The 13,416-nt window shown below is 73.5% G+C and carries 13 protein-coding genes and 1 riboswitch; of the genes, 7 read left to right on the forward strand and 6 right to left on the reverse strand.

Annotated features, from left to right (window positions below; translation table 11 throughout):
* Window positions 1-77: 77 nt before the first annotated feature.
* Entirely contained in the window at window positions 78-926 is an 849-nt protein-coding gene (locus ABIB53_RS11585) for an HAD-IIA family hydrolase (protein WP_354588261.1), read from the reverse strand.
* A gap of 55 nt (window positions 927-981) precedes the next feature.
* Here ABIB53_RS11585 and ABIB53_RS11590 point away from each other — a divergent pair, with 55 nt between their 5' ends.
* Window positions 982-1,293 carry a hypothetical protein gene (locus ABIB53_RS11590; RefSeq protein WP_354588262.1) on the forward strand — a complete coding sequence of 104 codons (312 nt, stop codon included), beginning with the start codon at window positions 982-984 and terminating at the stop codon, window positions 1,291-1,293.
* 131 nt (window positions 1,294-1,424) lie between these two features.
* On the opposite strand, the gene ABIB53_RS11595 is transcribed toward ABIB53_RS11590, so the two are convergent.
* Window positions 1,425-1,745: a hypothetical protein gene (locus ABIB53_RS11595; RefSeq protein WP_354588263.1), complete on the reverse strand. Its 321-nt coding sequence runs from the start codon at window positions 1,743-1,745 to the stop codon at window positions 1,425-1,427.
* Window positions 1,746-1,899: 154 nt separating this feature from the next.
* Here ABIB53_RS11595 and ABIB53_RS11600 point away from each other — a divergent pair, with 154 nt between their 5' ends.
* The 4 genes from ABIB53_RS11600 to ABIB53_RS11615 are packed head-to-tail and all read left to right on the forward strand — an operon-like array spanning window position 1,900 to window position 6,558.
* On the forward strand, window positions 1,900-3,342 hold the full coding sequence (locus tag ABIB53_RS11600; protein ID WP_396326609.1) for a magnesium chelatase ATPase subunit I: 1,443 nt from the start codon (window positions 1,900-1,902) through the stop codon (window positions 3,340-3,342).
* A 2-nt stretch (window positions 3,343-3,344) separates the two neighbouring features.
* Window positions 3,345-5,411 (forward strand): vWA domain-containing protein, encoded by a 2,067-nt coding sequence (locus tag ABIB53_RS11605; RefSeq protein ID WP_068270561.1) that lies wholly within the window; start codon window positions 3,345-3,347, stop codon window positions 5,409-5,411.
* On the forward strand, window positions 5,408-6,190 hold the full coding sequence (locus ABIB53_RS11610; RefSeq protein ID WP_354588264.1) for a sulfite exporter TauE/SafE family protein: 783 nt from the start codon (window positions 5,408-5,410) through the stop codon (window positions 6,188-6,190). Before ABIB53_RS11605 ends, ABIB53_RS11610 begins: the two co-directional genes overlap by 4 nt.
* 44 nt (window positions 6,191-6,234) lie before the next feature.
* A complete protein-coding gene (locus ABIB53_RS11615) occupies window positions 6,235-6,558 on the forward strand; it encodes a TfoX/Sxy family protein (RefSeq protein WP_354588265.1) in 324 nt (107 codons plus the stop codon).
* 316 nt (window positions 6,559-6,874) lie between these two features.
* On the opposite strand, the gene ABIB53_RS11620 is transcribed toward ABIB53_RS11615, so the two are convergent.
* The 3 genes from ABIB53_RS11620 to ABIB53_RS11630 all read right to left on the reverse strand — a co-directional run bounded on the left by ABIB53_RS11620 (window position 6,875) and on the right by ABIB53_RS11630 (window position 10,581).
* Complete coding sequence (locus tag ABIB53_RS11620) at window positions 6,875-7,870, reverse strand: GTP pyrophosphokinase (protein ID WP_354588266.1); 996 nt, start codon at window positions 7,868-7,870, stop codon at window positions 6,875-6,877.
* Between the two features lie 25 nt (window positions 7,871-7,895).
* Complete coding sequence (locus ABIB53_RS11625; RefSeq protein WP_354588267.1) at window positions 7,896-9,644, reverse strand: S8 family serine peptidase; 1,749 nt, start codon at window positions 9,642-9,644, stop codon at window positions 7,896-7,898.
* Between the two features lie 184 nt (window positions 9,645-9,828).
* Complete coding sequence (locus ABIB53_RS11630) at window positions 9,829-10,581, reverse strand: C40 family peptidase (protein ID WP_354588268.1); 753 nt, start codon at window positions 10,579-10,581, stop codon at window positions 9,829-9,831.
* A riboswitch (cyclic di-AMP (ydaO/yuaA leader) is annotated at window positions 10,577-10,742 on the reverse strand. It overlaps the preceding gene by 5 nt.
* A gap of 234 nt (window positions 10,743-10,976) precedes the next feature.
* Here ABIB53_RS11630 and ABIB53_RS11635 point away from each other — a divergent pair.
* Window positions 10,977-12,395 carry an aspartate aminotransferase family protein gene (locus tag ABIB53_RS11635; RefSeq protein WP_201467992.1) on the forward strand — a complete coding sequence of 473 codons (1,419 nt, stop codon included), beginning with the start codon at window positions 10,977-10,979 and terminating at the stop codon, window positions 12,393-12,395.
* Window positions 12,396-12,500: 105 nt separating this feature from the next.
* Here the strand turns inward: ABIB53_RS11635 and ABIB53_RS11640 are convergent, their stop codons facing one another.
* A complete protein-coding gene (locus ABIB53_RS11640; RefSeq protein ID WP_354588269.1) occupies window positions 12,501-12,998 on the reverse strand; it encodes a metallophosphoesterase family protein in 498 nt (165 codons plus the stop codon).
* 79 nt (window positions 12,999-13,077) lie between these two features.
* On the opposite strand from ABIB53_RS11640, the gene ABIB53_RS11645 reads away from it, so the two are divergent.
* On the forward strand, window positions 13,078-13,398 hold the full coding sequence (locus ABIB53_RS11645; protein ID WP_201467988.1) for a putative quinol monooxygenase: 321 nt from the start codon (window positions 13,078-13,080) through the stop codon (window positions 13,396-13,398).
* Window positions 13,399-13,416: the final 18 nt, after the last annotated feature.

The following is a 13,416-nucleotide window of genomic DNA, read 5'->3' on the forward strand; positions in this document are numbered from 1 at the left end:
CCCCGTCGTCCCTCGTCCACGCGCAGCGGCGCCGTCCGGGTCATCTGGGCGGCGCCGCTCGTGCGTGCGTGGGCGGGTCAGTCCTCGCGGCGGAGCCGTTCGTGCTGGTCGGAGCGGCGGAGCCGCTCGGTGACGAGGGGGACGAGGTCGGCGATGGAGTCGGCGACGCGGGTGGGGCGGTAGGGGAAGGTCTCGACCTGGTCGCGGCTCGTGGACCCGGTGAGGACGAGCACCGTGCGCATCCCGGCCTCCTGGCCGCCGATGACGTCGGTGTCCATGCGGTCGCCGACCATGACGGTGTGCTCGGAGTGCGCCTCGATCCGGTTGAGCGCGGTGCGCATCATCAGCGGGTTGGGCTTGCCGACGTAGTACGGCTGGCGGCCGGTGGCGGCGGTGATGAGCGCGGCGACGGAGCCGGTCGCGGGGAGGGTGCCCTGCGGCGAGGGCCCGGAGACGTCGGGGTTGGTCGCGATGAAACGGGCGCCCCGCTCGACGAGCCGGATCGCCGCCGTGATCGCCTCGAAGGAGTACGTGCGGGTCTCGCCGAGGACGACGTAGTCCGGGTCGCGCGGCGTCATCGTGTAGCCCGCCTCGTGCAGGGCCGTCGTCAGCCCCGCCTCGCCGACGACGAAGGCGGACCCGTGCGGGCGCTGCTCGGCGAGGAAGGTGGCCGTCGCGAGCGCCGAGGTCCAGATCGCCTCCTCGGGCACGTCGATGCCGCTGTGCAGCAGCCGCGCCCGCAGGTCGCGCGGGGTGTAGATCGAGTTGTTCGTCAGGACCTGGTAGCGCACGCCGCTGCCGCGCAGCGCGGCGATGAAGTCGGCCGCGCCGGGGATCGCCTGCTCCTCGTGGACGAGCACGCCGTCCATGTCGGTCAGCCAGGCGTCGACGAAGGGGGCATCGGCCGGGGGCGCGGAGATCGCCATGGGCCCAGTGTGCCCACCCCGGGCGGGGCGCGGGGCGAGGCATACGCTGGCGGGCATGCCCGACCTGCGCAGCCTGCCCACCGCACCCTTCCTCGCCGTCGGCCTCGCCGGGGGCTTCACGCTCGCCCAGCGCACCGGCGTGCGCCCGCTCGGCGGAGCCGTCATGGCGGCCGCGAACGTGCTCTCGGTGCCCGCCTGGCGGGCTGCCGGCGGCACCCCGCTCGCCGCCGGTCTCACCGCGGGCTACTGGGCCTCGATGGGCGTCTCGCACCCGCTCGCGAAGAAGATCGGCACCTGGCCCTCCGTCGCCGCCGTCTCCCTCGGCGCTGCCGCCACCGCCTACCTCCTCGCCGACCGGCGCCGCTGAGGCGCCGCCCCTCCTCGGTGGTCGAGGGGCAGAGGTCTGGTGGTCGAGGTGCGAAGGCCCGTGGTGGTCGAGGTGCGAAGGCCCCCTGGGCCTGAGCCTCGAGACCACCCGCACACCCCGCCCGCGCCGCCCTACTCCAGCACCTCGGTCGTGAGCACCCCGCTGGACGAGGTCGTGGCGCTGCCGCCCCGGCCGGGGTCGCTCCCGCCTCCCGCGCCCTGCCCGCCGACGCCGGAGCCCGGCTCGGGAATCATCAGGGTGACGTCGCCGACGACGACCCGGTCGCCGACCATCTCGCAGTCCACGACGTCGACGCCGTCGGCGTCCTGCGCCGCGTAGATCTCGGACGAGCCCTCGACCGAGACCGGCTCGGGGCAGGGCGTCGAGCTACCGCAGGCCGTGAGGAGCGGCAGCGCGAGGGCGACGGCGAGGACCGTCCGCGTCCACGTCATGCCATCACCCCGTCCTCGACGACCCGGTAGGGAGACGCTAGCGGGTGGGGCGATCCGTCGAGACCCCTTCGTCGCACTCCAGACGAGGTCCGGACCCTGGACAGACCACCCGGCGCTCTCGGCGCTGTCGGATCCGCGGAGTAGCGTTCAAGAAGTGACGGACCCGCTCGAGATCGCGACGCCCCACCCCTTCGAGTCCGCCGGCACGACCCGGCCGGCACCCACGACCCTCGGCGAGCTGCGCCGCAGCGGGCACACGCTGCGGCCCCTTCGCCAGGAGATGCGGGACAACCTGCTCTCCGCGCTGCGCGAGGGGCGTGACCCCTGGCCCGGCATGCACGGCCTGCAGGACACGGTCATCCCCCAGCTCGAGCGCGCGGTCCTCGCCGGCCACGACGTCGTCCTCCTCGGCGAGCGCGGCCAGGGCAAGACCCGGCTGCTGCGCAGTCTCGTCGGGCTGCTCGACGAGTGGAGCCCCGTCGTCGAGGGCTCCGAGATCGGCGAGCACCCGTATCAGCCGATCGCCGTCGAGACCCAGCGCCGAGCCGCCGAGCTCGGCGACGACCTGCCCGTCGTGTGGCGCCACCGTGACGAGCGGTACGCGGAGAAGCTCGCGACGCCCGACACCTCCGTCGGCGACCTCATCGGTGACGTCGACCCGATGCGGGTGGCCGAGGGGCGCCGGCTCGGCGACCCCGAGACCATCCACTTCGGGCTCATCCCGCGCAGCCACCGCGGCATCGTCGCGATCAACGAGCTGCCCGACCTCGCCGAGCGCATCCAGGTCGCGATGCTCAACGTCATGGAGGAGCGCGACATCCAGATCCGCGGCTACCTCCTGCGGCTGCCGCTCGACGTCCTCGTCGTCGCCTCGGCCAACCCCGAGGACTACACGAACCGTGGGCGCATCATCACCCCGCTCAAGGACCGCTTCGGCGCCGAGATCCGCACGCACTACCCCGTCGAGCTCGAGGACGAGATGGCGGTCGTGCGCCAGGAGGCCGACCTCGTCGCGAGCGTCCCCGACGTCCTCGTCGAGATCCTCGCCCGCTTCACCCGCGCCCTGCGCGAGTCCTCGTCGGTCGACCAGCGCTCCGGCGTCTCGGCCCGCTTCTCCATCGCCGGCGCCGAGACCGTCGCGGCTGCGGCGCTGCACCGGGCGAGCGTGCGCGGCGAAGGGGAGCCGGTCGCCCGTCTCGTCGACATCGAGACCGCCGTCGACGTCCTCGGCGGCAAGATCGAGTTCGAGGCCGGTGAGGAGGGCCGCGAGGACGCGATCCTCACCCACCTGCTGCGCAGCGCGACCGTCGACGCCGTGCGCGAGCGGCTGCGCGGGGTCGACCTCGCCGCCCTCGTCGAGGCCATCGCCGACGGCGCGTCCGTCACCACGGGCGACCGGGTGACCGCGGACGAGCTGCTCTCCTCGCTGCCCGACCTCGACGACGACGACGCGCTCTACGACGCGATCGCCGACCGCTTCGCCGCCACCGACGCGGGGGAGCGCGCCGGTGCCGTCGAGCTCGCCCTCGAGGGGCTCTACCTCGCGCGCAAGGTCGACAAGGACAGCGACGGCTCGAGCGTCGTCTACGGGGCCTGACCGTGGCACGCCGGCACCGCTCTCGTTACGGCCGCTACACCGGCGGCCCGGACCCGCTCGCACCGCCGGTCGACCTCGGCGACGCGCTGCAGGCCATCGGCGAGGACGTCATGGCCGGCTCCTCGCCCGAGCGGGCGATGCGCGAGTACCTGCGTCGCGGCAGCGTCGACCAGCGAGGTCTCGACGACCTCGCCCGCCGGGTCGCCGAGCGCCGCCGCGAGCTGCTCGAGGAGACCGATCTCGGCGGCACCCTCGCCGAGATCTCCGAGCTGCTCGAGTCCGCGGTGCTCGCCGAGCGCGGGCAGCTCGCCCGTGACGTCGACATGGACGACACGGACCGGGCCTTCGCGCAGATGCGCCTCGACGGCCTGCCCGACTCGCCGGCCGCGGCCGTCAGCGAGCTCTCCGACTACGAGTGGCGCTCGCCGCAGGCGCGCGCCGACTTCGAGCGGATCAAGGACCTCCTCGGCCGCGAGATGCTCGACCAGCGCTTCGCGGGGATGAAGCAGGCGCTCGAAGGGGCGACCGAGCAGGACCGCCAGCAGGTCCAGGAGATGCTCGACGACCTCGGCGAGCTGCTCGACAAGCACGCGCAGGGTGCGGACACCGAGCAGGACTTCGCCGACTTCATGGCCAAGCACGGCGACTTCTTCCCCGAGGACCCGCAGGACGTCGACGAGCTGATCGACGCCCTCGCGGCGCGCTCCGCGGCGGCCGCCCGGATGATGGCGTCGATGACGCAGGAGCAGCGGGACGAGCTCATGCAGCTCTCCGCCCAGGCCTTCGGGTCGCCGCAGCTCGCGGAGAGCCTGCAGCGCATCGACGGCGCGCTGCAGTCGCTGCGACCGGGCGAGGACTGGTCGGGCTCGGAGCGCTTTAGCGGTGACCAGGGGGTCGGGCTCGGCGACGGCACCGGGGTGCTGCAGGACCTCGCCGACCTCGACGCCCTCGCCGACCAGCTGGCCCAGGCCCACGAGGGCGCCCGCCTCGACGACGTCGACCTCGACGCCCTCCAGCGCCAGCTCGGCGACGACTCCGTCGTCGACGCCCGGACCCTCGCCGAGCTCGAGCGCGCGCTGCGCGACAGCGGCTACCTGCGGCGTGGCGCCGACGGCGAGCTACGCCTGTCGCCGACCGCGATGCGCCGGCTCGGTCAGAGCCTGCTTAAGGACGCGACCGAGCGGCTCTCGCGCCGCACCGGCCAGCACGACAACCGCACGTCCGGCGCGGCCGGCGAGCGCACCGGCGGCACCCGCGAGTGGCAGTTCGGCGACACCGAGCCGTGGGACGTCACCGCGACGGTGGGCAACGCCGTGCGCCGCACCGCGGGCGAAGGGGGTGACCTCACCTCCCTTCGCATCGACATCCGTGACGTCGAGGTCACCGAGACCGAGGCGCGGACCCGCTCGGCCGTGGCCCTGCTCGTCGACACGTCCTTCTCGATGGCGATGGACGGGCGCTGGGTTCCGATGAAGCGGACCGCGCTCGCGCTGCACCAGCTCGTGAGCACGCGCTTCCGCGGCGACGACCTGCAGCTCATCGGCTTCGGGCGGTACGCGCGCTCGATGGAGATCGAGGAGCTCACCGGTCTCGACGCGATGTACGACAAGGGCACGAACCTCCACCACGGGCTGCTCCTGGCGAACCGCTTCTTCCGCAAGCACCCGGCGAGCCAGCCGGTGCTGCTGGTCGTCACCGACGGCGAGCCCACCGCGCACCTCATGCCCCAGGGCGAGCCCTTCTTCGACTACCCGCCGCACCCGCTGACCCTGTCGCTGACGGTGACCGAGCTCGAGACGTCGCGCCGCCTCGGTGCGCAGACGACCTTCTTCCGCCTCGGCGAGGACCCGGGCCTGGCACGCTTCGTCGACTCCATGGCCCGGCGGGTCGACGGCTCGGTCGTCGCCCCCGAGCTCGACGACCTCGGCGCGGCCGTCGTCGGGTCCTACCTGCGTTCGCGGACAGGCTTCTCGAACCTCGGCCCGGAGGACGACGGGTACGGCAGGTTCGGCGGCGGACGCTTCGGTGGCTGGTACGGCGACCGCGGCTCCTGGGCCACGGGGGAGTGAGCGCCGACCTCCTGTGGCTCGTCCTGGCCGGCGTCGGTGCCGGTCTCGTCGGGTCCATGACCGGGCTGGCCTCGCTCATCAGCTATCCCGCCCTGCTTGCCGCCGGGCTACCGCCGCTCGTCGCCAACGTGACGAACACGGTCTCGCTCTTCGGCATCACCGTCGGGTCGGTCGCCGGGTCGCAGCGCGAGCTCGCCGGGCAGGGCGCCCGGCTCGTCCGGCTCATCCCGGTGACGGCGGTCGGTGGGGCGATCGGGGCGGCGCTCCTGCTGTCTGCGCCGGCCGGGGTCTTCGAGCTCGTCGTGCCGTGGATGGTGCTCCTCGGCGCGGTGCTGCTGCTCCTTCGAGACCGGATCCGGGTGTGGTCGGCCCGACACTCCGACCCGCACTCGCTGCAGCCCGACCCGCACGCGCGGCGTCGCCGCGGCGCGTGGTTCGTCGCCCTGCTCGCGATGGGGATCTACGGGGGGTACTTCGGGGCGGGTGCCGGGGTCATCGCGCTCGCGCTGCTCTCGCTCGAGCGGGTCGAGCCGCTCGCGGTGACCAACGCGGTGAAGAACGTCGCGACCGGTGCCGCCAACGCCGCCGGGTCCATCGGCTACGTCTTGCTCGCCCCCGTCGACTACCGCGCGGCCGTCGCCGTCATGGTCGGCTCGGTCGTCGGGGCTTTCATCGGGCCGGCGGTCGTCCGGGTCGTGCCGGAGACGCCGATGCGGTGGGCCGTCGGCGTGTGCGGCATCGGCCTCGCGCTCTACCTGGCCGCCGGCGCGCTGGGCTGAGGCGGACCCTGGCGGGGATGCCGCCCCCTCGGCAGACTGGCCCCGTGGCCTACGACGAGGTGCTCGCGCGACGGATCAGGCAGCTGCTCGGGGATCAGCCCGGCACGACCGAGCGGGCGATGTTCGGGGGTCTCGGCTTCATGGTCGACGGGCACCTGGCGGTCGCCGCCGGCAGCCGCGGGGCGCTCATGGTGCGGGCCGACGAGACCGACGGCGCCCACCCGCTGCTCGCCCCGATGGAGATGCGCGGGCGCACCATGAGCGGCTGGTACGAGACGGCGGCCGGCGCGGAGATCGCCGACGACGTCCTCGCCGAGCTCGTCGAGATGGCCCTGCGCCGGGTGGCCACCCTCCCGCCGAAGGGGTGACGGGCTCCCCCTTCGCCCCGCTCAGCAAGAGTTGCCCCGGCTTCGCTCGAGTACCTGACTCATGCGAAGTGGGGGTTTATCGGGTGACCCGAGAAACCTGGGACCGGTGGGGTGAGACGGCGGGGTGAAGGGGATCTGGACCCGGTGGGAGGGGTGCCCGCCCTCCCGCCGAAGGGGTGACGGGCTCCCCCTTCGCCCTGCTCAGCAAGAGTTTCCCCGGCTTCGCACGAGTACCGGACTCATGCGAAGTGGGGGTTTATCGGGTGACCCGAGAAACCTGGGGCGGGTGGGGCGAGGGACGGGGGGGCGAAGGGGGTCAGGCCTCGGGCGGCGGGGGTGTCGTGAGCTTGGCCATCCGGGCCGAGAGGGCGTCGCGGCGGTGGGCGTTGCCGGGCAGGTCGAGGTAGAGCCGGCCGAAGTGGTGGAGGAGGTCGTCGTCGAGACGGCGCACGGCGCCCGGCGGGTAGCGGTAGCCCATCTGCGCGGTGACGTCGTCGCTGTCGATGCCCTGGAGCAGCTCGCTCAGCTCGTCGAGCGAGGTGATGCCGAGCTCGAGGAGCAGCCCGCCGATCCACGCGTAGCGGTCGGTGCGCGACCAGCCGGCGGTCGAGTACCGGCCGGCGAGGAAGGCGGTGAGCTCGCTGGCGCCGATGCGCGGGTCGTCGGTGACGGCCTCGGCCGGCTGCGAGCCGAGCTGGAGCTGGAGGCGGTCGCGGATCGCCGAGAACTCCTTGTCGGCGAGCTCGATGAGCCCGGCGGCGAGGGTGAAGCGGCGGTCGAGGTCGGCGACGAGCTGCTCAGGGACGCTGCCCTTGTAGCGGATGTCGTGCTCGAACTCGGCCCACGCGTGCTGCAGGACGGTGCGCAGCTGCACCGAGGCGCAGCGGGTCCGGTCGTAGGTCACGCCCTCACCGGTGTCACGGGTGACGAGGACGTGCCGGCTCGCGTAGCCGAAGCGGCCCTCGCCGGCCGTCTCGAGACCGAGGTCGCGGTCGTCGAGGACGGTCAGCTGGTCGGCGAGCAGCTCGGCCACCGCGACGACGTCGCTCGCGACGTAGGTGATGACCCGCACCCCGACCTGGTCGGTGATGTCGACGAGCGGGTCGTCGTAGACGAGCTCGCCGTCCAGACGCCGGGCCGCCTTGGCCGAGAAGGACGCCACCGCCTTCGCCCGACCGCTCACCGTGAGGTAGTTGATCCCGGCCTCGTCGAGCATCGCCGTCACGCGCGCGACCCACTCACCGGTGAGCACCTCGAGCTCGGGGTAGGTCTCGGCGTATCGGGTCACTGCTCGGCGGACGCTGTCGCTCATGCCCGAACCCTCCCACGCACGACCGTCAGCCTGCCTGCTTCTCGGCGGCGTCCACCGCCGCCTCGGCGTCGACGAGCCCCCGACCGAAGTAGCCGTTGAGGTCACGGTCGCCGACGCACGGACCGGCCGCGCTCGGGGTCGCCGGGCAGCGCTGCGAGCGGGCGGTCTCGCCGAGCACCTCGGCCACCTCGTCGGGGGTGAGGTCGGGGTCGGCGCTGATGACGAGGGCCGCGGCGCCCGCGACGTGCGGGCTCGCCATCGAGGTGCCGACGAGGCCCTGGTAGTAGCCGCACCGGGCGGAGGGGTCGGCGTCGTCGGCGCCGGTGCCGCTCGGGCAGGAGCGCTCGACGCCCATCTGGGCCCCGGCGTCGGTCACCCGGCCCTCGCCGTCGACGAGACCGCCGTCGCGCAGCGCGGCAGCCGGGTAGGTCGACAGCACCGCGTCCGGCCCGCCCGTCGCGGGACCGCCCGGGGCGGCGAGGTGGAGGGTGCCGCTGCTCGGGTCGCTCGTGATGTCGGAGTACTCGGCGAGCTCGCGGTCGGGGCCGACGGAGCTCACGGCGATGACGTGCTCGCCCTCCGTGGGCAGGCTGAGGCAGTCGTCGGCGTCGATGGTGCGCTTACGCGCCTCGCCGCCGTAGTTCGGGCTCGTCGTGTCCGTGCCCGGGTCGCCGTGGTCGCCGCGCCCGTTGCCGGCCGCCGCGACGAGGGTGACGCCCCGGTCGTGGGCGTCGGCGAGGGCACGCCCGACGAGCTCGACCGTCAGGTCCTGCATCGCGGCCTGCGCGGGGGTGTCGCCCGGGGCACCACCGGCGCACGCGTAGCGCCACGGGTCGACGTAGAAGCTCATGTTCGCCACGTCGACGTCGAGGTCGGCCGCGGCCGTGATCGCGTTGACCGTGGGCGCGAGGTAGAACATGCCGGTGTCGGACCCGGCGCGCAGGTTGACCAGCCGCACACCGGGCGCGACACCCGTGACGCCGAGCCCGTTGCGCGCGGCCGCGATGGTGCCGGCGACGTGGGTGCCGTGACCGCTCGGGTCCTCCTCGACGGGGTCGACGCACGAGTCCTGCTCGCAGTCGCCGTCGATCTCCGGTCGGTCGACGACGAAGTTGCGGGACCGATCGACGTCGACGACGCCGGACAGGTCGGGGTGGGTGACGTCGACGCCCGAGTCGATGACGGCGACCGTCACGCCCTCGTCGCCGTCGTCCGCCGCGGCCTGGGCCTGCGGCGCCCCGATGAGGCTCATGCCCCACAGCCGGTCGTCGAGGGGGTCGGCCTTCGGCGCGGCCGCCGCGCGCGCGGGCCGGGCCGGGGCGATGGTCGCACGCCGGACGGCGGGCACGGAGGTGGCGGCGCGGAGCGACATCGCGCCCGAGCCGTCCTCCTCGGGGCCCTGCCACGCCGGGTCGCGATCGGTCGCGACCGCGCTCACGCCGTCGACCTGCGCGGCCCGCTCCTCGAAGCCCTCGTCGCTCGTGCGCACTGCGACCATGCCGATAGCGGTGTTGACCGAGATGACCGGCTCGCCGGCGCCGAGCAGGCGGTCGGCGACCGCACGGGTCTGGGCGGGGTCGTCGACGAGCACCACCCACTCGAGCCCCTCGGGCTCGGTCACCGGGTAGGTCGTCACCGACGACGTGCTCTGGGTGCCCTGCGGCAGGGCCGCGGAGCTCGTCGGGCTCGACGAGCCGCTCGAGCTCGCCGATTCGCCCGAGGCCTCGGGCTCCTCACGTCCGATCGAGACCATCGAGCAGGCCGACAGGCTCACCCCGACGACCACCCCGAGCGCCCCTGCCCGGCGCAGCGCGCCCCCCGCACCTGCACGTCTCGTCGACCGTCCCACGGTGACACCCCTTCGCTCGCTGACGGGACCACGATGCCTCACCGGGCCCCCGACGACGAAGGGGGACCCGCGGCGCTCGCCACGGGTCCCCCTTCGTCGGTGGGTCGGCTCAGAAGCGGCCGTAGCTCACCTGGTTGGTCCAGATGGCGCGCTTGCTCACGCTCGTGCCGCTGCGGCCCGAGTCGATGATCTTGCCGGCGCCGGCGTAGATGCCGACGTGGTAGGCGGGGGCGCCGAAGAAGACGAGGTCGCCGGGCTGGGGGTTGCTCGTCTTCCACGCGGCGCGGCGCTGGGCCTCGGCGGTGCGCGGCAGCGACTTGCCGTGCTGCTTGAGGACGTAGCCGGTGAAGCCGGAGCAGTCGAAGCCGGTCGACGGCGAGGTGCCGCCGTAGCGGTAGGGGGTGCCGTAGTAGCGCGCGGCCGTGGCGACGACGCTCGAGGTGCGGCTGCTCGTGCGCGACGCGGTCTTCTTCTTGGCCGTCGTGGCGCGCAGACCCATCTTCGCGGCGGTGCGCGGGCCGACGACGCCGTCGGCGGTGAGGCCGTGACGCTTCTGCCAGCTCTTGACGGCGGACTTCGTGCGGGGGCCGAAGACGCCGTCGGCGCTCACGCCGACCTTGCGCTGGACCTGCTTGACGAGGCCGCCGCGGTGGCCCTGCCACAGCGTGCGGATGGTGGCGGTGCTCGTGCTCGACGCGGCGGTGGCGGCCGGGGTGGCGACGCTCGCAGGGGCGGCGGACGCGGCGCCCGCGGCGGGCACCGCGACGGCGACGGCGGCCAGGGAGGTGGCGGCGGTGGCGCCCGCACGGGCGATGGACGGGGTGCTCTTGGGCGCGCGGTGGCGGCCGGCATATGCGGTCATGTGTCTCCAGCGCCTTCGAGGTGAGCTGTCGGATTAGGGTGGAGATGCACCCCGCCGGTCGTCACGGTGGACGACCCGGCTTCACCCCGAGACCGGCTGACCGGTCGGTAGAAGTTGGGTCCCCCGCTCCCGCCATGTCGCAAATCAGGGGGACCTCCGAGCTGGCGGGACTCGGCGTGCCTGGAGGCCTTCCTCCCGTCGTCAGGAGGTGCCTGAAGAGTAGGCCAGAGTCGCCGCCTTTACCAGCCCGTGACCTTCTTTTCTCGCCCGCCGACGGCGGGACGGCCCGCGGCGACCGCGCAGGGGGCGCTCGATCCGCCGTCGCCGGGGTCCTCGCGTGCGTCATGATGAGCCCACCACGGCGGCCGTCGGCCGCCCCGTCAGGAGGCGATGACATGTCCGACGCGACCCCGACCCCGAGCTGGCCGGCCGCGGACCCGGCGGCTCGACGGGTGCTCCCGTCCAGCTCCACCCCGCTCGACCAGGACCGGGTCCAGGCCCTCCTCGTCCAGGAGTGGGAGCGCTTCACCAAGGACACCCCGGGGTCCGGTGAGCACAACGCCCGCGCGAGCAAGTCGCTCCCGCTCGGCGTCACCTCGTCCTTCCAGCACTGGGAGCCCTATCCGATCTCCATCACCTCGGCGCGCGGGGCGCACCTCACCGACGTCGACGGCCGTCAGCTGCTCGACCTGTCGATGGGCTTCGGCGCGATGCTCGTCGGGCACCTCAACCCCGTCGTCGTCGAGCGCGTCCAGCACGCCCTCGCCGAGGTCGGCACGCTCTTCGTCACCCCGTCGCCGACCGCGACGCGGGTCGCCGAGCGCTACCAGGAGCGCTTCGGTCTCGACATGCTGCGCTTCACGCAGTCGGGCACCGAGTCCCTCATGTACGCCGTCCGCGCGGCCCGCGCGTACACCGAGCGCAAGGCGATCATCAAGATCGAAGGGGGGTACCACGGCGGGTACGACGCCCTCCAGGTCTCGGTCAAGCCCGACCTCGCCGACGCCGGTCCCGCCGAGGCGCCGACGCCCGAGGTCCCCTTCGACGTCGAGGCCGGCACCGTCCACGTCGTGCCCTACAACGACCTGCCCTACCTGCAGCGCATCCTCGAGCAGCACGGCAGGCAGGTCGCGGCCGTCGTCATGGAGCCGGTCGTCGAGAACCTCGCGATCGTCCTGCCCGACGAGGGCTACCTCGCCGGCGTGCGCGCCGCGTGCGACGCCGCGGGCACCCTGCTGATCTTCGACGAGGTCAAGACCGGGCTCACCGCCGGCTACGGCGGCGCCTCGCAGCGCATCGGGGTCAAGCCCGACCTCGTCACCCTCGCCAAGAGCATCGGCGGCGGGCTCCCGCTCGCGGCCTTCGGCGGCACGGCCGAGGTCATGCAGGTCGTCGTCGACGGGCGGATGGCCCACTTCGGCACGTACAACGGCAACCCGCTCGTCATGGCGGCCGCCGAGGCCGTCGACGAGGTGTGCACCCACGAGGCGCTGCAGGCCGCCGAGGACATCAACCTCGGCACGCTCGGCCGGATCGACGACGTCATCCGCGAGCTCGAGCTGCCCGCGCACACCGTCGGCATGGGTCTCAAGGGCTGCGTCACGTGGTCGAGCGGGCCGGTGCGCAACTACCGCGACTACAAGGCGACCGATTTCGGGGTCGCCGAGCTGTCCTGGCTGTGGGGCGTCAACCGCGGCGTCCTCACCCCGCCCGGGCTCGACGAGCAGTGGCTCGTCTCGCTCGCGCACACGCAGGCCGACATGGACGGGCTCGTCGAGCAGTACACCGAGCTCGGGCGCGCGCTGCGCGGCTGACCTCCACCCGGCTGGCGACCCACCTACCCCTCCGTATGCGGGGTGATCACCCCACATACGGAGGGGTAGGCGGGGTCGTGGCGAGGGGCGGCAGGAGAGCGGGGGTCAGATCTCGACGACCTCGTGGCTCACCAGCCGCCCGTCCTCGACGCGCAGCCAGCCGTAGGTGGGGCAGGGCTGGCGGCGCTTGTCCGTCGGCGAGCCGGGGTTGAAGAGGTGCACCGCGCCGGTGTCGTCGTCCATCGGGATGTGCGAGTGCCCGAAGACGACGAGGTCGGCGGTCTCGAAGCGGCGCCGCATGCGGCGGTCGCGACCCCCCTTCGCCCCCGAGTCGTGGATCATCGCGACCCGCAGCCCGTCGAGGTCGAGCTCGAGGGTCTCGGGCACCCCGCCGCCCCACGCGGCGACCTCGGGACCGTCGTTGTTGCCGAGGACGACGTGCACCGGGGCGTGCTCGGCGAGGGTGTCGAGGACGTCCGGCGTGCACACGTCACCCGCGTGCAGGACGAGGTCGGCCCGCTCGAGCGGGGCGCGAAGGGGGCCTGGCAGCGCCTTCCAGAAGCGGGGGGCGTGGGTGTCGGAGACGACGAGGACGTCGAGCATGGGGCCAGCGTGCCACCGTCTGGACGAGACCCCCGGGCCGCGGCCTCCCGGGCCCGGCCGCTCTGACATCGTGGGATTCATGATCCTCATCAACGTCAAGTTCGCGATCAAGCCCGAGCACGCCGACGAGTGGCCGCAGATCAGCCGCGAGTTCACCGAGGCGACCCGCGCGGAGCCGGGCAACAAGTGGTTCGAGTGGTCCCGCAGCGTCGAGGACCCGACGACCTACGTCCTGCTCGAGGCCTTCGACGACGACGGCGCCGAGCCGCACGTGCGCTCCGAGCACTTCGCGAAGATGCGCGAGGTCTTCCCCCAGTACCTCGTCTCGACCCCGCTCATCGTCTCGCGGCAGGTCGACGGCGACGGCTGGGAGCCGATGGGCGAGATCAGCGTCGACTGACCGGGCGGGCGAAGGGGG

Origin of the sequence: Janibacter sp. UYMM211 (genome assembly GCF_040547045.1) — a bacterium.
GTDB lineage: Bacteria > Actinomycetota > Actinomycetes > Actinomycetales > Dermatophilaceae > Marihabitans > Marihabitans melonis.